The 20,331-nt window shown below is 58.5% G+C and carries 23 protein-coding genes; 5 read left to right on the top strand and 18 right to left on the bottom strand.

The genetic code is table 11. The annotated features are described in order from the left end of the window. Window positions 1-33 precede the first annotated feature (33 nt). A complete protein-coding gene (gene rplJ / locus ACR0NW_RS23495; protein ID WP_170657118.1) occupies window positions 34-552 on the bottom strand; it encodes a 50S ribosomal protein L10 in 519 nt (172 codons plus the stop codon). 454 nt (window positions 553-1,006) lie between these two features. Here rplJ and ACR0NW_RS23490 point away from each other — a divergent pair, with 454 nt between their 5' ends. After that, window positions 1,007-1,771: a class II aldolase/adducin family protein gene (locus ACR0NW_RS23490; RefSeq protein ID WP_480453184.1), complete on the top strand. Its 765-nt coding sequence runs from the start codon at window positions 1,007-1,009 to the stop codon at window positions 1,769-1,771. A gap of 192 nt (window positions 1,772-1,963) precedes the next feature. Here ACR0NW_RS23490 and rplA read toward each other — a convergent pair whose 3' ends face one another. From rplA to ACR0NW_RS23440, 10 genes are all read right to left on the bottom strand, one after another. Further along, window positions 1,964-2,662 (bottom strand): 50S ribosomal protein L1, encoded by a 699-nt coding sequence (gene rplA, locus ACR0NW_RS23485; RefSeq protein WP_170427361.1) that lies wholly within the window; start codon window positions 2,660-2,662, stop codon window positions 1,964-1,966. 1 nt (window position 2,663) lies between these two features. Then, the gene (gene rplK / locus ACR0NW_RS23480; protein WP_037314971.1) at window positions 2,664-3,113 is read right to left on the bottom strand and encodes a 50S ribosomal protein L11; all 450 of its coding nucleotides are present in this window, start codon (window positions 3,111-3,113) and stop codon (window positions 2,664-2,666) included. Between the two features lie 215 nt (window positions 3,114-3,328). Beyond that, entirely contained in the window at window positions 3,329-4,039 is a 711-nt protein-coding gene (locus ACR0NW_RS23475; protein ID WP_480453182.1) for a hypothetical protein, read from the bottom strand. A 150-nt stretch (window positions 4,040-4,189) separates the two neighbouring features. Next, on the bottom strand, window positions 4,190-4,723 hold the full coding sequence (gene nusG / locus ACR0NW_RS23470) for a transcription termination/antitermination protein NusG (RefSeq protein ID WP_170657222.1): 534 nt from the start codon (window positions 4,721-4,723) through the stop codon (window positions 4,190-4,192). Window positions 4,724-4,968: 245 nt separating this feature from the next. Further along, window positions 4,969-5,166 (bottom strand): preprotein translocase subunit SecE, encoded by a 198-nt coding sequence (secE, locus tag ACR0NW_RS23465; RefSeq protein ID WP_170657127.1) that lies wholly within the window; start codon window positions 5,164-5,166, stop codon window positions 4,969-4,971. A 101-nt stretch (window positions 5,167-5,267) separates the two neighbouring features. Then, the gene (ccoS, locus tag ACR0NW_RS23460; protein WP_170657130.1) at window positions 5,268-5,426 is read right to left on the bottom strand and encodes a cbb3-type cytochrome oxidase assembly protein CcoS; all 159 of its coding nucleotides are present in this window, start codon (window positions 5,424-5,426) and stop codon (window positions 5,268-5,270) included. Window positions 5,427-5,430: 4 nt separating this feature from the next. Next, window positions 5,431-7,608: a heavy metal translocating P-type ATPase gene (locus ACR0NW_RS23455; RefSeq protein WP_480453181.1), complete on the bottom strand. Its 2,178-nt coding sequence runs from the start codon at window positions 7,606-7,608 to the stop codon at window positions 5,431-5,433. Between the two features lie 4 nt (window positions 7,609-7,612). Then, window positions 7,613-8,071: a FixH family protein gene (locus ACR0NW_RS23450; RefSeq protein ID WP_480453179.1), complete on the bottom strand. Its 459-nt coding sequence runs from the start codon at window positions 8,069-8,071 to the stop codon at window positions 7,613-7,615. A gap of 2 nt (window positions 8,072-8,073) precedes the next feature. Next, complete coding sequence (ccoG, locus tag ACR0NW_RS23445) at window positions 8,074-9,501, bottom strand: cytochrome c oxidase accessory protein CcoG (protein ID WP_480453178.1); 1,428 nt, start codon at window positions 9,499-9,501, stop codon at window positions 8,074-8,076. Between the two features lie 103 nt (window positions 9,502-9,604). Next, window positions 9,605-10,480, bottom strand: coding sequence for a LysR family transcriptional regulator (locus ACR0NW_RS23440; RefSeq protein ID WP_480453176.1), 876 nt, complete (start codon window positions 10,478-10,480; stop codon window positions 9,605-9,607). 102 nt (window positions 10,481-10,582) lie between these two features. On the opposite strand from ACR0NW_RS23440, the gene ACR0NW_RS23435 reads away from it, so the two are divergent. Further along, the gene (locus ACR0NW_RS23435; protein WP_480453175.1) at window positions 10,583-10,744 is read left to right on the top strand and encodes a hypothetical protein; all 162 of its coding nucleotides are present in this window, start codon (window positions 10,583-10,585) and stop codon (window positions 10,742-10,744) included. Between the two features lie 153 nt (window positions 10,745-10,897). Here the strand turns inward: ACR0NW_RS23435 and ccoP are convergent, their stop codons facing one another. From ccoP to ccoN, 4 genes are read right to left on the bottom strand one after another with little or no spacing between them, the layout of a single operon-like run. After that, window positions 10,898-11,767, bottom strand: coding sequence for a cytochrome-c oxidase, cbb3-type subunit III (gene ccoP / locus ACR0NW_RS23430; RefSeq protein ID WP_170657148.1), 870 nt, complete (start codon window positions 11,765-11,767; stop codon window positions 10,898-10,900). Next, window positions 11,764-11,949, bottom strand: coding sequence for a cbb3-type cytochrome c oxidase subunit 3 (locus ACR0NW_RS23425; RefSeq protein ID WP_170657151.1), 186 nt, complete (start codon window positions 11,947-11,949; stop codon window positions 11,764-11,766). The genes ccoP and ACR0NW_RS23425 overlap by 4 nt, the downstream gene beginning before the upstream one ends. 10 nt (window positions 11,950-11,959) lie before the next feature. Further along, the gene (gene ccoO / locus ACR0NW_RS23420; protein WP_170657153.1) at window positions 11,960-12,688 is read right to left on the bottom strand and encodes a cytochrome-c oxidase, cbb3-type subunit II; all 729 of its coding nucleotides are present in this window, start codon (window positions 12,686-12,688) and stop codon (window positions 11,960-11,962) included. 14 nt (window positions 12,689-12,702) lie between these two features. Beyond that, window positions 12,703-14,310, bottom strand: coding sequence for a cytochrome-c oxidase, cbb3-type subunit I (gene ccoN / locus ACR0NW_RS23415; protein ID WP_170657156.1), 1,608 nt, complete (start codon window positions 14,308-14,310; stop codon window positions 12,703-12,705). Between the two features lie 195 nt (window positions 14,311-14,505). Here ccoN and ACR0NW_RS23410 point away from each other — a divergent pair, with 195 nt between their 5' ends. Next, window positions 14,506-15,345, top strand: a complete 840-nt coding sequence (locus ACR0NW_RS23410) for a universal stress protein (protein WP_480453172.1) — start codon at window positions 14,506-14,508, stop codon at window positions 15,343-15,345. Between the two features lie 57 nt (window positions 15,346-15,402). On the opposite strand, the gene ACR0NW_RS23405 is transcribed toward ACR0NW_RS23410, so the two are convergent. Next, window positions 15,403-15,657 carry a GlsB/YeaQ/YmgE family stress response membrane protein gene (locus tag ACR0NW_RS23405; RefSeq protein WP_170657161.1) on the bottom strand — a complete coding sequence of 85 codons (255 nt, stop codon included), beginning with the start codon at window positions 15,655-15,657 and terminating at the stop codon, window positions 15,403-15,405. A gap of 58 nt (window positions 15,658-15,715) precedes the next feature. Continuing rightward, on the bottom strand, window positions 15,716-17,038 hold the full coding sequence (locus ACR0NW_RS23400; protein ID WP_480453170.1) for an aminotransferase class I/II-fold pyridoxal phosphate-dependent enzyme: 1,323 nt from the start codon (window positions 17,036-17,038) through the stop codon (window positions 15,716-15,718). A 99-nt stretch (window positions 17,039-17,137) separates the two neighbouring features. Between ACR0NW_RS23400 and ACR0NW_RS23395 the strand changes: the two genes are divergently transcribed. After that, window positions 17,138-18,010 carry a LysR family transcriptional regulator gene (locus tag ACR0NW_RS23395; RefSeq protein ID WP_480453169.1) on the top strand — a complete coding sequence of 291 codons (873 nt, stop codon included), beginning with the start codon at window positions 17,138-17,140 and terminating at the stop codon, window positions 18,008-18,010. Here the strand turns inward: ACR0NW_RS23395 and fnrL are convergent. Beyond that, a complete protein-coding gene (gene fnrL / locus ACR0NW_RS23390; protein WP_170657167.1) occupies window positions 18,007-18,750 on the bottom strand; it encodes a transcriptional regulator FnrL in 744 nt (247 codons plus the stop codon). The genes ACR0NW_RS23395 and fnrL overlap by 4 nt on opposite strands. Window positions 18,751-18,811: 61 nt before the next feature. Here fnrL and hemN point away from each other — a divergent pair, with 61 nt between their 5' ends. Next, window positions 18,812-20,167 (top strand): oxygen-independent coproporphyrinogen III oxidase, encoded by a 1,356-nt coding sequence (gene hemN / locus ACR0NW_RS23385; RefSeq protein WP_480453167.1) that lies wholly within the window; start codon window positions 18,812-18,814, stop codon window positions 20,165-20,167. Window positions 20,168-20,331 lie beyond the last annotated feature (164 nt).

The raw sequence follows: 20,331 nt of genomic DNA, 5'->3' as shown, positions 1-20,331 counted from the left end.
TTCACCCCACGCAGATCATTCAGTGCCAACCGCTTACGCAGCTTCCGCCTTCTCTTCGATGGTGGACAGGATGCTTGCGATGTTGCTTGCAGGTGCGCCAATTGCGCCAGCGATGTTCGAAGCAGGTGCGCCGATCATGCCCGCGATGGTAGCAATAAGCTCCTCGCGCGACGGCATTTTCGACACGGCTTCGACGCCGGCACGGTCCAGAGCGTTCTCGCCCATTGCACCGCCAAGGATTTCGAACTTCTTGTTCTCCTTGGCGAAGTCCTCGGCCACCTTGGCTGCTGCCACGGGGTCCTCGGAATAGGTCAGAACGGTCATACCCGTCAGCAGGTCGGCCATGCTTGCACACGGCTTACCCTCGAGGGCGATTTTGGCGAGCCTGTTCTTGGCAACACGCACAGACCCACCCGCTTCGCGTGCACGCGCGCGCAGGTCCTGCATCTCGGCAACTGTCAGACCGACGTAGTGGGCAACCACAACGACGCCAGAGCTTTCGAAGATCTGGCCGAGTTCCTCGACCACTTTCTCTTTCTGGGCTCTATCCACAGTTCTCTCCAAGTTAGGGATGATATCTCACCCCGGCTCATATTTGCCGCGGCTTACGCCCCGGCGTTCAGGTCCGTTGTTACGGGGTTGAGCCAAAATTCGCCCGAGGGATGGACCCTCGAATTCTTTGGTCTTTCCCGTCTCAGGCAGGGAATTAAGGGACCGAACGGACCCACCCACCGTCTTGGACGAAACGAAATAAAGCGCACGACGAATCGCACGCTTTATTCCGCAGCCCTACTTAGGCCAGATAGCGGGGGTTTCCAAGGGGTAAATTCAGGCCGACCAAAGATAACGCAGGGGTAAACCGCGGCCCGCATGTCGGCCTGACGACAAAGGCGCCATCCGGATAATTGTGCCGAATGTCGGTTTTGATGCAGACGCAAGGCCCATGATCCGAAAAATTCAGAGCGCCAGGCTCATTGGAACACCGGGCCACAGGAAAGGAACGCCCATGACCGCCGCATATCAGTTGAAGCCGCAAGAGTGTTCCGAAGCCGAATGGCAGGCACGCGTCGAACTTGCGGCCCTCTTCCGCATCATCGCGCATTACGGCATGTCGGACCTTGCCAACGGCGCGGTCTGCGCGCGGGTGCCGGACCAGCCCGATCACTACCTCGTACATCCGTATGGAATGTTCTGGGAGGAAGCGCGCGCATCCGACATGGTCAAAATCACTGCCAACGGCCAGCCTGTGGCGGCAGATTCCCCCTGGCTGAACGACGGCGTGCAAAACCTCTGCCAATGGATTCTGGGTTCGCGCCCCGAGACCAACTTTTTCGTACACGGTCATGAGGAAGAGGTGATGGCCGTCGGGTCGATCAAGGACGGCCTGCTGCCCCTGAACCAGCCCGCCGTGTATCTGGGGCACATCACCGGCTATATCGAATACGAGTTCGAGGAAGATGACGCCTTCGGAGCGCATTTCGTCCGGAAGTTGGGGCAAAATCAGATACTGATCAGCCGCAACCACGGATATTACGCGTTGGGTGAAACGGCGGCAGCGGCCTTTTTCCGCGCCTATTTCCTGCGTCAGACCTGCTCTACCCAGATCAGGACGCTGTCCATGGGGCGGGACCTGCACCTGATCGACCCGCAGAAAGTGGCCCGCTACCAGGACCAGATGGCGGCATCCGAACACTACAACTACAACGGCAAAACTGAATGGCCCGGTCTGCTCCGGATGCTGGACAAGCGAAGCCCGGATTACGCAAGCTAGAACAACCGCAGCAAAACGGCAGAGCTTCCTCGGGGGCTGGCCCTTGCGGGAAATGCGCAAGCCCGCGCCACGTCGCGCGGGTCTCGAACCGGACTGCTCACGAAGACCGAAGGGGCACGCGTATTTCTCAAAGAAAATCCCGGGCAGTTCGCACCACCCGGGATCTAAATCTTCAAACCTGAACGCCTGGGCTTATTCGCCCGAAGCGGCAGCCACATCCAGAGTCACGCCTGGGCCCATGGTCGAGCTCAGCGCGATTTTCTTCATGTAGGTGCCTTTGGCGCCCGATGGCTTGGCCTTGGCAACAGCCGAGACGAACGCACGGACGTTTTCTGCCAGCTTGGCTTCGTCAAAGGACGCTTTGCCAACACCGGCGTGCACAACGCCGCCTTTTTCCGCCTTAAACTGAACTTCACCGCCCTTGGCTGCTTCCACGGCCGCTTTCACGTCCATGGTCACGGTGCCGACCTTGGGGTTCGGCATCAGGTTGCGGGGGCCCAGGACCTTACCCAGACGACCGACGATCGGCATCATGTCCGGGGTGGCGATGCAGCGATCGAATTCGATGGTGCCGCCCTGGATGGTTTCCATCAGGTCTTCTGCGCCAACGATATCCGCGCCTGCTTCTTTTGCTTCGTCCGCCTTGGGGCCGCGGGCAAAAACAGCAACGCGCATCGCTTTGCCGGTGCCGTTCGGCAGGCCGACAACGCCACGAACCATCTGGTCTGCGTGACGGGTGTCAACGCCCAGGTTCAGTGCGATTTCGATGGTTTCGTCGAATTTCGAGGTTGCGTTGGCCTTGACCAGAGCGACCGCTTCTTCAACCGACAGGTTTTCCTTGCCGGCGACAGCTTCGCGCGCAGCGCGGGTACGTTTACCGAGTTTTGCCATCTTACTTCACCTCGATGCCCATGGAGCGGGCCGAGCCCAGGATGATCTGCATTGCGCCTTCGACGTCGTTGGCGTTCAGATCTTTCATCTTGGCTTCGGCGATTTCGCGAACCTGCTTGGAGGTCACGGTTGCCACGGTTTCACGACCGGGGTTTTCCGCGCCGCGGGGGCGGTTACGCTTGCCGACCGGCTTCAGGCCAGCAGCTTTTTTCAGGTAATAAGACGCGGGCGGCGTCTTGATGTCCATGGTGAAGGACTTGTCCTGATAGTAGGTGATCACGGTCGGGCAAGGCGCGCCTTGCTCCATGTCTGCGGTCTTGGCGTTGAACGCCTTGCAGAATTCCATGATGTTGATGCCGCGCTGACCCAGCGCCGGACCAACTGGCGGCGACGGGTTCGCCTGACCTGCAGGAACCTGCAGCTTCATTGTACCAGCAAGCTTCTTGGCCATTTGGTTATCCTTTCAACTTAGGTGAAACGCGTTCCACCCAGATTATGTTGCGTGGTTCGGTCCGGGATCGCGATCCCGGCAACCTCCCACGAGAGAATCTCGCCCGAAGACGATAGAGGCGGCGTTTATAGGGGAATGGTGGGGTTGGCAAGTGGGTTGGAAACTCAACAAAATAAAGACGGAACAATAGTTGAGTTTCCGGGCAATAGCTACAATCAATGGTTCTCGCTGGAGTCGCGAGGGAGGTAGACCTTTCTTTCCTCTTGGTATCCAGCGACAATCCGCATGCGCCGATACATCGACAACAAGATTTTTAGAGCCCGAAATTCGTTGCCAGCCGCCGCGACCAGTTGGACACTGTCATGCAACCTCAAGGGCTGACCGATTTCGTCGATTGATTGAAGCAAGAACTCACGGTGCTCTTTCGCTAAATCTAGGGTAGCTTTTTCGACTTTGAGTTCGTTTAGCTGACGCTCCCGCAAGCCCTTGTAAATACGGTTGTAAGTCGCGTTAATAGCCGTAATCGAGCCGCACAAACTACCAACAATAATGCCGAGATTAGTAGCCACCTCAACCATCGTACTAAGCTCAATAAAACCCGGCGAAGCATATTGAATTTTCTGAATTTCTGGCTGCCGCTTTCTACCAACGATACGCTTTACACCAAAGTAGAAATGGACCGTAGAATACCCCCCCTTCCAAGGATAACGGGCCATTTGCGAAATCAACCTTGCCTGTGTGTCTCGACTCAAGCTGCTTTCAGCTTTTACTGCCTCCAATGCCAGAGCAGCATAGTACGACTGCTCAAAGTTCTTGGAAAATTCGCTCAGTTCATCCAACTTCCAACGCTTGTCGAGTTTGACGAAGTAAGAGCCGATATCAGTAAACGAAGCGCTAGGGTCAAAGCGATAGTCTTGATCTTGCAATATATTTCTCCAAAATCACTTGGTTTTTTTAACTATTGAGCGCACTCTGTCTTAGGCCTAGAAATTTTCAAGCGAGAACTGGCCAAGGCCAACAAAAAACGCCGTGCTGCAAAAGCAACACGGCGTTTTGAAACTCACTGAGAACCCCATTTAGCTCTGCTTGGTAACCTGCATGAAATCCAGCTCGACCGGTGTTTCCCGGCCAAAGATCGAAACGGAAACTTTCAATTTCTGGTTCTCGTCGTCCACGCCTTCGACCATGCCGTCGAAATCCTCGAACGGGCCGTCGTTGACCTTGACCTTCTCGCCCACCTCGAAGCTGATCATCAGCTTGGGCGCTTCCTCACCTTCCTGAACGCGGTTGAGGATCTGGTTCACCTCGGCGTCGCGCATCGGCATCGGGCGACCCTGCGGGCCGAGAAAACCGGTGACGCGGTTGATCGAATTGACCAGGTGATATCCTTGGTCGGACATTTCCATATGCACCAGAACATAGCCGGGCATGAAACGGCGTTCGGTCGTGACTTTCTTGCCCCGGCGCACCTCGATCACCTCTTCGGTGGGCACCAGTACTTCGTCGATATCGTCCTCAAGGCCCTGCTCGGCCACGGACGTGCGGATCTGTTCTGCGATCTTCTTTTCAAAGTTGGAAAGAACGCTGACCGAGTACCACCGTTTCGCCATGAACTTGCCGTCCTTGTTTACCTTTGGCGCATTCACATTGCGAACGCACCCGTTATTGAAATCCATTCGCGGCCCCGCCGCGCTGTCCGGAACAAAAAGCGGCGCGCAACCCGAATCGCCGCACGCCTGTCCCGAAAGTTACCGCGTCAACTACTCTCACATGGCGCATTGCGCAAGGGGCAATGGGTATCACAAAGGTGAACGCACCATGGAGTCAGGCTCGGGCCACAGCCTTTTATCCGGGCTTAGCCGAAGGCGCCGAGAATCAGTTGCAGACCGCCGCGGATACCAAGATCGACCAAAGCAAAGAAAACAGCCGTCAGCGCCGCCATGATGAACACCATGACCGTAGTCAACAGCACCTCGCGACGGGTAGGCCAGACGACCTTTGCAACTTCGGCGCGGACCTGCTGAATGAACTGGATCGGGTTGATGGTGGCCATTTGGCATAACTCTCTGCTAGCGGATGGGCCGGACATAGCCGGGCATTGCGGCAATTTCAAGGGTGGCTATCGCGTGTTGCGATTGTGATTTCTACTGCAGATCAGGGTTTCGGGCGATCATCCCATTCATCGCTGAGTATACGCCGGGCATCCCCTTCGGGGTCCTCATACTGATTTGTCCGCACGGTATAGATGAACGCAACCAGACCGACGCCGCCCAACAACAGCGAAATGGGGATCAGATAAGCCAGCACTTCCATCACGTCACCTTAAGCGCAAAGCGTTCAGCGATACTGTAATCGATGAGGTCGACATCGCCAATGCGGCAATCAGTGGCGTTGCCAGCCCCGCGACCGCCAGAGGGACCGCAATTACGTTGTAAACAGTGGCAATCCGAAAGTTCTCTCTGATCCGCCGGGTTGCCCTGACGGCCGTGTCACACGCATCAGAAATCGGTGATAGGTCGTTGCCCAACAGAACGATATCCGAAGCAACCCTTGCTGCATCCAGCGCCGAAGCGGGCGAGATCGACACATGCGCCGCCGCCAGCGCGGCGGTATCGTTCAGGCCATCCCCGACCATGAGAACCTTCTGCCCCTGATCCCCCAGTTCCTGAACATACCGGGCTTTGTCCTGTGGAAGCGCCTCGGCAACCCAGTCCGCAATCCCCAGACGATCAGCCAGAGCCTGAACTGCGCCCCGAGAATCGCCTGAGACCAGAAGAACGGTCTTGCCAGCAGTCCTGAACGCATTGACAGCGCTCTCTGCGCCCGGCCGCAACGCGTCCGAGTAGAGAAATGCGACCGGCGCCTGCGTCCCAACGGCCAGCCATGCCGCCGTCTGGGCCCCCTGTTCTCCTCCGGTCCAGGCGGCCCGGCCCAATCTCACACGCTGGCCCCGAAACATCCCTTCGGTGCCGAAACCGGGGACTTCAGCGATTTCCTGAACATTTGCTGGCTTAATGCCGGCCTCGCGGGCCGCCTTGGAAAGGGCCACTGACAGCGGATGCGAGGACGCGTCGGCCAATGCAAGCGCAACCTCAAGATCACCACGCGCGTGATCCCCAAGGTTGGTCAGTTCCGGTGTGCCTGCGGTCAGAGTGCCGGTCTTGTCGAAAACAACGGTATCCACCTCGGCCAGCCGCTCAAGGGCCGTCGCGTGCTTGATCAGCATGCCGCGCCGAAACAGACGCCCCGAGGCTGCGGTTGTGACGGCCGGAACCGCCAGACCCAAAGCACAGGGGCATGTAATGATCAGAACGGCCGCCGCAATGTTCAGTGCCGTGCGGATGTCACCGGAATAGATGTACCAGCCAACAAAGCTCAGCGCGGACAGGATGTGCACACCCGGCGCGTACAGTTTGGCCGCCTTGTCCGCCAGCGACGTGTACCGCGAACGGCCCGATTCCGCGATGGCAACCAGATCGGCCATCCGGTGCAACGACGTGTCTTCACCAACTGCTGTTGCACGGATCGTCAGCGGGCCTGTCAGGTTGACCTCGCCCGCGCTGACCTTCAGCCCGGCCTCGGCGAAAACCGGCAGCGTCTCACCTGTCAGAAGCGAACGGTCGAGTTCCGACTGACCTGACACGATCTCGCCATCCACCGGCATCCGGCCGCCTGGGCGCACCAAAATCAGATCGCCTACGTTCAGCGAGGCAACGGCAACCTCTTCCTCAACGCTATTCACAAGCCTCGTTGCCCGGGGAACCTCCAGCGCGGTCAGCTCTTCGGCGGCAGACCGGGCCGCAGCACGGGTGCGATAATCCAGATAGCGCCCCGCCAGCAGGAAAAACGTCAGCGTCAGTGCCGCGTCGAAATAGGCATGCTCGCCGCTCAGCGCCGTTTCCCACAGAGACGTGACCAGAGCCAGCAGGATCGCCAGAACAATCGGCACATCCATGTTCAACCGCCTGACCCGCAGCGCCGACCATGCATTAGAAAAGAACGGTTTTGCCGAAAACGCGATTGCGGGCAGTGCTATGGCTGCCGAAATCCAGTGGAACATGTCTCGGGTCGCATCCGTCGCGCCGGACCAGACCGAGACGGACAGCAGCATGACATTCATCGACGCGAAACCGGCAACCGCCAACCGCATCAGCAGATCACGCCCGGCCCGGTCCGTTTGTGTGGCCGACAATGCTCCGGGGTCCAGTTCATGCGCCTCGTACCCGGCACCTTCCAGCACGGGGATCAGATCAGATGCCTGAATACCGGGCTCTGCCTGAATCATCGCACGCTTCAGGGTCAGGTTGACCCTTGCGTTCCCGACGCCCGGACAGGCGTTCAGCACCCGCTCGACGGTGGCGATACAGGCCGAGCAGTGAATCCCGGGCAGCGACAGCGCAATTTGCACGTCTTCCGGGATTGGCCTTGCGGGTTCGGTCGGTGCCGCAAGGCATCCGGGGCAAGCCGCTGTGCCAGAACTGACATCCGCAGCCATCACATCACCCTTTCACGTATAGCGGAATGCGCTGAGTGAAATCGGCACCGTCCCACGACTTTGCCGCCAGCCGGATGTTCCAGTTTCCCTTGCCCAATGCCGCTTTGGCGACATAGGCCACGCCGTCAAAGGTAAATTCGGGGGTGAAATCGTCGCGCACATGGGTGGCGCGGCCGATCACAACCTGCAAATCGGCGACCTCAACCGGGGCGCCAAGTTCGTCGGTGAACTTCAGAATGACCAACCCACCTGTCAGGTCGGCGCTCACGGACCAGCCAAGAGCTCTCTGCTCGCTCAGGCGTTCATTGAAATCCTGACTGGCAACATACGAGTTTTTGACCACAAGTCCGGGAAACGTCTTTACCGCGCTGTAGGCAAGCACGAGGTTGACCGCGATGATGACGCCGAAGGCCCCGACAAAAAGGGCCAACGCGTGCTTTCCTGTGAAACGGCGTTCTGTCACCTTCAATTGCCTTTCCCGTTGAACGTAGTGTCCTTGGAAGCCCGTTCTCCGCTGTTCAGATCCTCAACCCAAATCCGCACGGGCGTATTGGCCGCACTGGAGGGCAAAGCCTCTTTGGGTGTCACGATATATACACGGGTCAGCTGTGCCGTGTCAGCGGCAACTGTGACGGTATCGCCCTCCACACCCTCGATCTGAAGCTGCATCGAGGGATCACCGCTGAGAGATAGCTGGAAGGGCCGCTCTTCTCCGTGTTTGTTGCGCAGACGCACATCATACGTATTTCGAATCGAACCGTCGGACAGGGTCACGAAGGTTGGATTGCGAACCGGTGCGACCGTAAGATCGATATCCGAGCGAATGAACAGGGCAAACAGCAAGGCAAACCCGATCAGAGACCAAAGCACGGTATACATGATCGTGCGGGGACGCAGGATGTGTTTCCACACGTTCTTGGGCTTTTGACCCGAACGCTCCCTCTCTTCATCGCTGAGCGCCATATAGTCGATCAGACCACGAGGTTTGCCGACCTTGGCCATCATGTCATCGCAGGCATCGATACACAGCGCACAGGTGATGCACTCAAGCTGTTGCCCATCGCGAATGTCGATGCCGACCGGACAGACATTGACGCAGGCCATGCAGTCGATGCAGTCGCCCAGTTCGGAATCCGCCGTGCGCTTACCTTTTCCGCGCGGTTCGCCCCGCCATTCGCGATATCCGACAACCAGCGTATCCTCATCCATCATCGCCGCTTGAATTCGCGGCCACGGGCAGGCGTAGATACAGATCTGCTCGCGGGCGAAACCGCCAAAGAAAAAGGTCGTGCCGGTCAATACCAACATCGTGGTGTAAGCGATCGGATGTGCGTTGCCGGTCACCAGATCGCGCGCCAGTGTTGGCGCATCGGCAAAATAGAACACCCACGCCCCGCCGGTGGCGAGGCCGATCAGGAACCATGCCGCCCATTTCGTCAGCCGCAGCCGGACCTTTCGCGCATCCAGCTTTTTCTGCCTGTGCAGCCGCAGGCGCGCGTTCCGGTCACCTTCGATCCAACGCTCGACCAGGATGAACAGGTCGGTCCAGACGGTCTGAGGGCAGGCGTACCCGCACCAGACACGCCCAAGGGCAGACGTAAACAGAAACAGGCCAAGCCCGGCCATGATCAGCAAACCGGCCACGAAATAGAATTCATGTGGCCAGATTTCGATCCAGAAGAAGTAGAACCGTCGATTGGCCATATCCAGCAGCACCGCCTGATCCGGCAGGCTGGGACCGCGATCCCAGCGAATCCAGGGTGTCAGATAATAGATACCCAGGGTCACCGCCATGATGATCCATTTGAGATTGCGGAACTGTCCGGACACACGCCTTGGAAAGATGGGCTCCCTGGCGGCGTATAGGCTGGGGGCGGGGTCGGAATCGCTCACGGGGCAGGCTCCAGAACTGGCTTATATGAAAGCGTCTTCTTCCAGATCATACATGACGCAACTTTGACATGGGTCAAAAAGCGCATCGTGTGGACACCTTTTATTATGGTTCAAGGGCCTGACGTTTTAGCCACGCGATGAAGGTCCTGACCGGCGGCCGCAGTGGCGAAAGCCCTGTAATGATGTGATAGCCGCGCTGATCCGACTGGGAATACAGCTCGACAAGCTGGCCGGATTCGATCTCTGGTTCGACGAAATGTCGCACGGTGACAGTTACGCCCTGACCTGCCCGCACACCCTCAAGCAGCAAGTTGCCCGGCAAGGCGATCCGCCCTGCTTTTGGCCCATGCTGAACGCCGTGCGAGGCCAGCCAGGTGGTGGCTTCGGTGGTGCCGACCTCCTCCAGCCATGGTAGCTCAGCCAGTTCGGATGCGGACACCGAAGTCCTGCCATCAAGCAAAGAAGGGGCGGCGACGATGACCATGGGCGTTTTCAAAAGCATCTGCGCCTCGACCCCCGGCCATCCACCTGCGCCATGCCTGATTGCCAGATCCACACCCCCCGGGCGCAATTCCACCAGCGCCGGGCTCGGGTCGAGTATCAGGTCAATCTCGGGGTGCGCGACCTGAAATGTCGACAGACGCGGCATCAACCACGAGGCTGCAAAGGCCGCAGTAAGGGACACATGGACCGGACGATCCTTGCCCGATTGAATCAGGTCACCGACTACGGACCAGATGGCCCCGAAACCGAGCTCCAGAGCGTTGGCAAGCCGCCGTCCTTCTTCGGTCATTTTCAGTGTTTTGCCGGACCGGTCCAGCAAGGTCGTGCCAAGATGTCTTTCAAGCGCCCTGAGTTGTTGGCTGATGGCAGCGTGACTGACATTCAATGCCTGTCCGGCCTGCACGACATTTCCCTTTTCCGCAAAGGCCGAAAACGCCCTGAGTGACGCCAGCGGTGGAAGCTTCATCCAGTCCATATGTAACTCCTGCTTACATATAGCAATGCGAATTGAGTCGCATTTCGGGCGCCGAAGATCAATCCTTTTAGCAACGGCAACACTGCAAATCGGAGAGTGGACATGCTATCGATCTATGCAAAATCTTATATGACCGCAACCGGCTTTGATCGCCCCCGGGTAACGGACGCACCCAGCAAAAAGACGGCGAAACCGCGCCGCTGGTGGTCCGGGGCGCGCCGCAATTTCCGCATCAGGTGGAACGTGGGCTTGAACAATCTCTGACAGGAATCCCCGGTGCGACTGGTGTCTGGACCGGATGGACATTGGTCAGTAGTCTGGAAAAATCGGCACCGGCTGTTCAGGAAACGCGCGAACAGATGGAACAGCCGGTGCCTCAGCCTTCGGGCGCAAGCCGCCCGAAGGTGTTCTTATCTCTTATTCACCGCCGCCCAGCTGATGGACATAGGTGGATACGGCGCGAACCTGCGCCTCGGTCAGACGATTGTTCCAGGCAGGCATCACACCAAAGCGGCTGTTATAGACACTGTCAGTCAGCGTGTCGTAATCCCCGCCATAGAGCCAGATCGCATCCGTCAGGTTTGGCGCGCCTTGTTCACGATCACCTGTCCCATCCTCGCCGTGGCAGGATGCACAGTTGTCGGCAAAGACCACCGAACCGGCCTCAACCGCGCCCGCGTCCTTTGGTTCACCGGACAGGGACATGACATAGTTCACGACCTGATCGATTTCTTCACTGCCCAGCAACTCGTCCCGACCGAATGCGGGCATCTGCGAATACCGTGCATCATCGCTTTCTTCGTTGCGGATGCCGTGGGCGACAGTGAAGTAGATACTGTCGATATCGCCGCCCCAAAGCCAGCTGTCATCCAGCAGGTTCGGATAGCCTTTCGCCCCGGCCGCGCCTGACCCGTGACATTGCGCACACCAGGTCCGGAAAACGGCGGCGCCTGATGAAATGGCATAGTTGTTCAGTTCGGGATCGTTCTGAATTGCGGCCAGTTCCACCGACGCCAGCCGGTCATTGATCGAGGCGTTCGCCTCTTCCACAGCGGTGATTTCGGCATTCACGTCGGCCCGCGAGGACCAGCCCAGAACACCGGCTGTGGCGTGGTTCACCAACGGCCAGGCCGGATAGAGGATGGTATAGATCACGCCCCAGATGATCGTGACGTAAAAGGTCCACAGCCACCAGCGCGGCATCGGGTTGTCAAATTCCTCGATCCCATCCCAGCTGTGGCCGGTCGTGTTGGGGTCACCCGGCTGTTTTTCAGGTGTCTTGCTCATTGCCGCGCCTCCTTGGATGTGGCGGGTTTATCTTGATGCCGGAACGGGATGTTGGCTGTGTCCTTGTATTCCTTGCTGGCACCGGGGCGGAAAACCCAGATCACGATGCCAATGAAAAAGACGAACAGCACCAGCAACATCCAGCTGTCCGCGAACTGTCTGAGGATTGTATATTCTTCCATTACACCCCCCTCAGCGGTTCGCGTCCGGGACGAAGGTCGAAAAATCGACCAGCGTTCCCAGCATCTGGAGATAAGCAATCAGCGCATCGGCTTCGGTCAGCTCGGGACGGCCATCAAAGTTACGCACGTTCACCTTGTCGCCATAGCGTTCAAGCAGACCGTCATAGTCGCTGTCCGGATCCGCCTGCGCCCGGAAGTCGGCGACGGCGTTTTCGATCATCTCATCGGTATACGGGGTACCGACCAGAGCGTTCGCCGCCATGATGTCGCCGATATATTTGCCGTTCAGCTTGGTTCTTTCAAGGAAGCCGTATTTCGGCATCACCGACTCGGGCACCACCGCTTCGGGATCGCGCAGGTGGTCTGCATGCCATTCGTCCGAATAGCGGCCACCAACGCGCGCCAGATCAGGCCCTGTCCGTTTGGAACCCCACTGGAACGGATGATCATACATCGATTCAGCCGCCAGCGAGTAGTGGCCATAGCGTTCCACCTCATCCCGCATCGGGCGGATCATCTGGCTGTGGCAGACATAGCAGCCTTCACGCAGATAAATCTCGCGCCCCGCCATTTCGAGAGGGGTGTAGGGGCGCATGCCCTCCACCTTCTCGATGGTGTTTTCCAGATAGAACAGCGGTGCGATCTGAACGATGCCACCGATGGTCACAACCAGAAAGCTGAACACCAGCAGGAGGGTCGCGTTGGTCTCGAGGATCTTGTGTTTGTCGAGAATTGCCATTGCTCCGGCCCTCCTTATTCAGCCGGGACTGCGACGGTCAGGCTGGCCTCTTTGGCCGGCGCTTTCCGCACAGTCATCCACAGGTTGTAGCACATGATCACGGCACCGGCGACGAACAGAACACCACCCAGCGCGCGCACCACATACATCGGGAATTTGGCGGCAACGGTGTCGGCGAACGAGTTCACAAGGAAACCGTTGGCATCCACTTCGCGCCACATCAGGCCTTCCATGATGCCGGTCACCCACATCGACGCGGCGTAGAGCACGATGCCGATGGTGGCGAGCCAGAAGTGCCAGCTGACCAACTGCAGCGAGTACAAACGCTCACGCTTCCACAGGACAGGCACCAAGAAGTACAGCGCACCAAAGGTGATCATGCCGTTCCAGCCCAGCGCGCCCGAGTGCACGTGACCAATGGTCCAGTCGGTATAGTGAGACAGGCTGTTCACGGCGCGGATCGACATCATCGGACCTTCAAAGGTGGACATGCCGTAGAACCCGACCGAGATCACCATCATGCGGATCACGGGATCGGTGCGCAGCTTGTCCCATGCACCCGACAGGGTCATCAGACCGTTGATCATACCACCCCACGAAGGCATCCACAGCACGACCGAGAACACCATACCCAGCGTCGAAGCCCAGTCAGGCAACGCGGTATAATGCAGGTGGTGCGGGCCAGCCCAGATATACAGGAAGATCAGCGCCCAGAAGTGGATGATCGACAGCTTGTACGAAAACACCGGACGCTCGGCCTGCTTCGGGATGAAGTAGTACATCATGCCCAGGAAGCCGGCGGTCAGGAAGAAGCCCACAGCGTTGTGGCCGTACCACCACTGGATCATGGCGTCCTGAACACCGGACCAGACGATGACCGACTTCGAACCCCAGATGCTGACCGGGATGGTCATGTTGTTTACCAGGTGCAGCATGGCGACGGTGACGATAAACGCAAGATAGAACCAGTTGGCCACATAGATGTGCGGTTCTTTCCGTTTGATGATCGTACCGAGGAACACGGCCAGATAAGCAACCCAGACAATGGTCAGCCACAGGTCAACATACCATTCCGGCTCGGCATATTCCTTGGACTGGGTACCACCCAGAACGTAGCCGGTCGCGGCCAGCACGATGAAAAGCTGATAGCCCCAGAACACGAACCACGCCAGATTGCCGCCCCAAAGGCGTGCCGCGCTGGTGCGTTGCACCACGTAGAACGAAGTCGCAATCAGAGCGTTGCCGCCAAAGGCAAAGATCACCGCTGAAGTGTGCAGCGGGCGCAGCCGTCCAAAGTTCAGATACCCTTGTGCCCATTCGAAATTGAGCGACGGGAATGCTAGCTGAAATGCAATGAAAGTACCGGCGATGAAACCGACAACACCCCAGAACGCGGTGGCAATCACGCCATAGCGGATAACGTCATCCATGTATTCCGCCGAGCGATCAACAAGAATATCTGGCTCTTCAGTGTTGCGCAGCGTCCAGATGAACAACCCACCGGCGATCAGCATCACCAGTATCGCATGCACCTGATACGCCAAATCCCGCGCATAGTTGGTTCCGATCGCTGCGAATAGCGCGACCAGACCAAGCGCGATCAGCTTGATATAATTCGACATATTGCGTCCCTTTGCCATGCCCCGCGCGATTCTCGCGTCGCGCCAGACTTATTAGACTGGCTGCTGTATTGTAGAATAGGGGCAACTGTTGCTTTGATCTGTATCAAAACAATAACCTGAATTCTGTGACACGCATAATCCCATGAATGGGAAAACTGGTCGCATGTGACAAAGCACCCGAACCACGAGGTAGAGATGTCTTACAAATCCCTTCTCACCGTCATGACGGAAACAACCCTGGCCAAACCCGCGCTTGCGCAGTTGACGGCTTTGGCGGCGTCGCAGGAAGGCCACGCCGAGGCACTTTGCCTTGGGGTCGATCGCAGTCAGACAGGGTATTACTATGCCGGCGCGAACGCACTGATCCTGCAGGAAACGCTCAGCCGCGCCAATGCAGAGGCCGACGAGATACTGGCGTTTGCGCAGGATTATCTGGGCAAATCCGGCGTGCGCTGGTCAGCGGAAAGCGGTGTCGCGCAAATTGCGGATATCGGTCGCCACGTGGCGCACCGGGCGCGGTTTTCCGATCTTGTCGTCCTGCCCCGCCCTTATGGGGAAGGCCACGGCGCCGAGGCGGAACCCATCGTCGAAGCCGCCATGTTCGAAGGGCACGCGCCGGTTCTGGTCGTGCCGGACGATTTCGAACCGATTTCGACGCCCCGAACAATTCTGATCGGCTGGAACGAAAGCGTCGAGGCGATGCGTGCCATCCGCTGCGCGATGCCATTCCTGAAACAGGCCGAGCTGGCGCGTATCGTTGTCATCGACCCACCACGCCACGGGCCCGATCGCTCGGACCCGGGCGGGATGCTGTCCCAGATGCTGGCGCGGCACGGTGTGAAATGCGAAATCGATGTTCTAAGCAAGACGATGACGCGGGTGTCGGATATCCTGAACCGCCATGCCTTGGACACTGAGGCCGACATGATCGTCATGGGCGCCTATGGCCATTCAAGGTTCCGGGAGGCGATATTAGGCGGAGCGACCCGGAATATGCTAGAACAATGCACCGTGCCGGTGTTCCTCGCGCACTGACGGTGACAGGCGCTTTGCAAACAAGAAAACCGCCCAAGCCGGGCGGTTTTTCTGTTCTCAGGCCTTGCGGATCAACCCGATGAGGAAAAGCAGGATCACCGCTCCGATCGTCGCATAGATTATCGAGGAGATCATTCCGCCCCCGACCGAGAACCCTAGCGCCGGAAACAGGGTTCCCGCCAGAAACGCGCCAACAATCCCGACGATGACATTGCCGATCAGGCCGAAACCGCGCCCCTCCATGATCTTGCCTGACAACCATCCTGCGATGGCCCCGACAAAGAGCATTGCCAACAGGCTTCCAAATTCCATTCTCGCCTCCCAATATCCTGCAAACTCGGACCTATCAGATCACGGGAATGCGCGCAGGTCACGCCCGAACGTAGTGCATTCCCTGAAACTGTCCCCGCAACTCCCGCGTTTGTACCGCGACCGAGGCAGGATCATCGCTGGTCAGCCCGCGCGAGATCAACACCGCAAGCTCGTTGGCGTGCTTTGGGGTCACGCCGCGCCGAACCAATTCGGGCGTTCCGATGCGCAGGCCGTTCATGTCACCCGCGACGGGAGCGATGGGCAACCCGATCCCGCAGGCAAGAAAGCCAACTTGCCGCAGCGTCTTTGACGCGGCCTGACCGCCCCCGAAGCCTTCTGCCTCAATCGCAAACTGGTGCGACGCGGTGGCACCGCCCTTGCCCTGGAACACCGGCAGACCCTGTGCTGCCAGTTCCCCGGCCAACGCCTGCGCCAGTTCAATCATCGCCTGGCCGTAATCTGCGCCGAATTCTATCCAGTCCAGCATCGAGACAGCCAAAGCTGCCGATTTTGCCGCATCGAAATTGGCGGTCATGCCGGGAAAGGCGATTGCGTCCAGATGTTCGGCAATGTCGGCTTCATTGGTCACGATCAGGCCACCGGCTGGGCCGCCAAGGCTTTTGTAGGTACTCATCGTCATAAGATGCGCCCCCTCGTCCAGCGGATTTGCCCAGGCCCCGCTGGCGATGACGCCACACTGATGAGCGGCGTCGAACAAGACCTTTGCGCCAACTTCATCTGCAATCTCGCGCACGGCGGCAACGGGATGCGGAAACAGGTTCAGCGACCCCCCGACCGTGATAAGCCGTGGCTGGCGGTCTCGGACCAGCGCGCGCAACCCGTCCAGATCAAGGCTGTAGCCATCTGCGTCCACCGGTGCATTCAGCGTGTTGAGGCCGTACAGCCCGGCACAACCACCGGAGTGGTGTGTAACGTGCCCACCGATGGATGCGGGCGGCGCGATGATTGTGTCACCCCGTTTGGAAAGCGCCATAAAGCCATAAAGGTTGGCCAAGGCCCCGGAACCCACCCGAATTTCCGCGTAACGCGCGTTGAAAACCCGCGCCGCAAGTTCGGCTGCTATAACCTCGATCTCTTCGATGGCTTCCAGACCCATCTCGTATTTGTCGCCGGGATAGCCAAGCGATGGGCGGCTGCCCAGACCCTTGGCCAGTATCGCCTCGGCCCGCGGGTTCATTACATTCGTCGCCGGGTTGAGGTTAAAGCATTCCGCATCATGAATTTCGGTGTTGCGCCGGACCAGTTCATCCAGCCGGTTCTGGACGGATGCCGGATCGGCGCCGGCGGTATTCGCAGCGATTGTCTGGATATAGTCTTCACAATGGGACGGCACCCAAGGGCGGTGGGCAAGCTGTGGCATCTGAACCTCCGTTTTGTTGCGGTCAGAATGCGAAACTCCCGGCTTGCATACAAATCAGATTTCCGAAAAATTAGGGTCAGAAAATCTGAGCCTTTGCCTATGAGCGTTTCGCCACCTCGACCCAAGCCCCTGCCACTGAATGCATTGCGTGCTTTCGAGGCCTCTGCGCGCCTTGGCGGGTTCTCGGCAGCAGCAGAAGAGCTTGGCGTCAGCGCGGGCGCAATCTCGGCCCACATCAAGGCCCTTGAATCGGAACTGGGCGCCGCCCTGTTCGACCGCAATGCCAAGGGCGTCGAACTGACCGCACTTGGGCAACGCGTGTTGCCGGACCTTACACAAGCCTTCGACACGCTGGGTCAGGCAACCCAAACCCTGAGGGCGGAAGCCAAACCGAATGTCGTGCATATCGTGACACTGCCATCGGTCGCTCAGCTTTGGTTGTCCCCGCGACTGCCCGAATTGCGTCAGGCCGCACCGGAGATCGAAGTATCGCTGACAGCGGAAGAAGCACCACCGAACCAAAAACGCGCGCCCTACGATCTGTTTCTGTTCTTCGGCGGTGACCATGGTGAAACCGTCGCAAAAAACATCATCTACCCGGTTTGCACGCCATCGCTGGCCAAACGCCTGAACACACCCGAGGATCTGCGCGAGTTAACGTGCCTGTCGGACACGACCTGGTCGGAGGACTGGCGAATCTGGGCAGACGCAGCAATGCCCGGGCACAGTTTCGTTCCGCGTGGGCCGGTTTTCTCGTTATACGCGCTGGCCGTGGAGGAGGCCGTCAACGGCGCGGGCGTTCTGATTGGGCACGAGGCGCTGATCGCGCCTTATTTGCACAGCGGCCAACTGGTTGCCCCGTTCAATACGCGTGTTGAGTTGCCCGATAGCCTGAAACTGTGGAGCCCACGTCGAATCAGGCCGAAATCTCCGGCTGATCGCGTGGTCAATTGGCTGAAAGGCTTTGACTAGACCAGAAAGCCGCCATCCGTATCGTCACCGGCCTCTTCCATCAGGCGGCCCATGTCCGGGACGGTGACGTGACGCTTACCCTCAAGGCTGATAACGCCTTCTTTCCTGAGGGCCGAAATCTGGCGGCTTACGGTTTCCAGTGTCAGCCCCAGGTAATCGGCCATCGCCTCGCGGGTCAGGGGCAGATCGAACACGATCGGGCCAGTCATGCCGCCTTTTCCGATCGATGCATCCCGGCGGGCGATGATGGACAAGAGGCTTGCAATCTTTTCCCGCGCTGTCTTGCGGCCCAGCACCAGCATCCACTCGCGCGCGGCGTCAAGCTCGTCCAGCGTCATCTGCAGCAACCGATGGGCAATATGCGGCGTACGCCCCATCAGTTCTTCGAACGGTTTCTTTCGGAAACAGCACATCACAACGTCGGTCGTAGCCTGCACGTCATAAGGTGCCGCTTCGCGCCCGGGGCGGCCGACAAAGTCACTGGGCAGCAACAGACCCACCATCTGAGTGCGTCCGTCCTCCATGGTCTGCGTCAGTGAGGCGATTCCCTGCACCATCGAGCCCACAAAGTTCATCTGATCCCCGGACCAGATGATCGTCTGGCCCGCTTCGAAACTGCGGTAATACTTGATTTCCTCAAGATCTTCGAGTTCATCGCGGTCGCAATGGGCACAGACCGCCCGATGTCGGATCGGACAGTCGCCGCAATTCGAATGGTCAAACTGGACTTGTAGGGTCATGCGCGTTTCCACTTGATCTCGGTCAAGGTACCTGAACCAGCCATCACATAACGGTATCGACATGATAGCGAAACCACAATTGGCCAAGCTCGGACTTTTTGACGCGAAAGTTCCGCGCTACACGAGCTACCCGACCGCCCCCCACTTTAACAACGACGTGGGGCCAGAGATGTTTGGCGACTGGATTTCCGGCATCAAACCCGGCAGCGCCATATCGCTTTATATCCATGTTCCGTTCTGCCGTCGGCTGTGCTGGTTCTGCGCTTGCCGGACACAAGGTACGCAAACCGACAATCCCGTGATCGCTTATGTGGATGTGTTGAAAGCGGAACTGGACATGCTTGCTGAACGCTTGCCAGAAGGGGTGACGCTGTCGCGCCTGCACTGGGGCGGCGGTACACCGACGTTGCTGAATCCCGACCTGATGCGCGATCTTGCAGGCCGCATTCTGGATATTGTTCCGCTAGGACCAGATGCGGAATTCTCGGTTGAGATCGATCCGAACGAAATCGACGAAGGACGTCTGGACGCCCTTGCCGAGGCGGGGATGAACCGTGCCTCGATCGGGGTGCAGGATTTCGACGATGAAATTCAAAAGACCATCGGCCGCATCCAAAGCTATGACACCACGCGCAAGGCCGCTGATATGATTCGCGCGCGCGGCATTTCCAGTCTGAACGCCGACATTCTGTATGGTCTGCCGCATCAAACCAAAGCGCGCATGACGGAAAGCGTGCAAAAGCTATTGTCGCTCAACCCGGACCGGGTGGCGCTGTATGGATATGCTCACGTTCCGTGGATGGCAAAACGCCAGCAGTTGATTCCGTCGGACGCCCTGCCAACCCCCGAACAGCGACTGGACCTGTTCGACACCGCACGCCGCCTGTTCATGTGGGATAACTACGCCGAGATCGGTATTGACCACTTTGCCACGCAGGAGGACGGGTTGACCCGCGCATTGCGGGCCGGTCGCCTGAAACGGAACTTTCAGGGCTACACTGATGATCAGGCCGACATACTGATTGGTGTCGGCGCCAGTTCCATATCGCGTTTCCCGCAAGGTTATGCGCAGAACGCGCCGGCAACATCTGTCCATACCAAGGCGATCCGGGAGGGGCGTTTTTCAACATCCCGTGGGCACCTTTTCAAAGGGCAGGACGTCCTGCGTGCAAGGCTGATCGAGGCTTTGATGTGCGATTTCCGGATCGACTCGGCGGAAATTCTGCGCGACCACCGGATTTCTGCGGCAGAACTGAACGCAATGTATGAAACAGCCAACCGCGACTTTGAGGGGTTGCTGCGCGTCACGGAAAACGGGCTTTCCATTCCGCCCGAAGCGCGACCGCTGACCCGAATGATCGCCGGAAGCTTTGACGCCTATGACCTCAGCAAGGCGGGTCACAGTTCGGCGATCTGAAACCAACGGGATTGGCGGCCAGCACCGCCAACTTCTCCAAAATTGGCAGGGGGGCTTGACGCGTGCCTTGGGTATTTCCCACACTCAGGACACGGGGGCATAGTTTTTCCCTTACCCGAGGCAGGCCGAGTTACAGACAGATTGAGCCGACGCAATCGCGTTCG

The organism is Ruegeria sp. CF5 (assembly GCF_056537325.1).
Note: the sequence above shows the minus strand (reverse complement) of the source record. Positions and strands in the feature narration are given on the sequence as shown.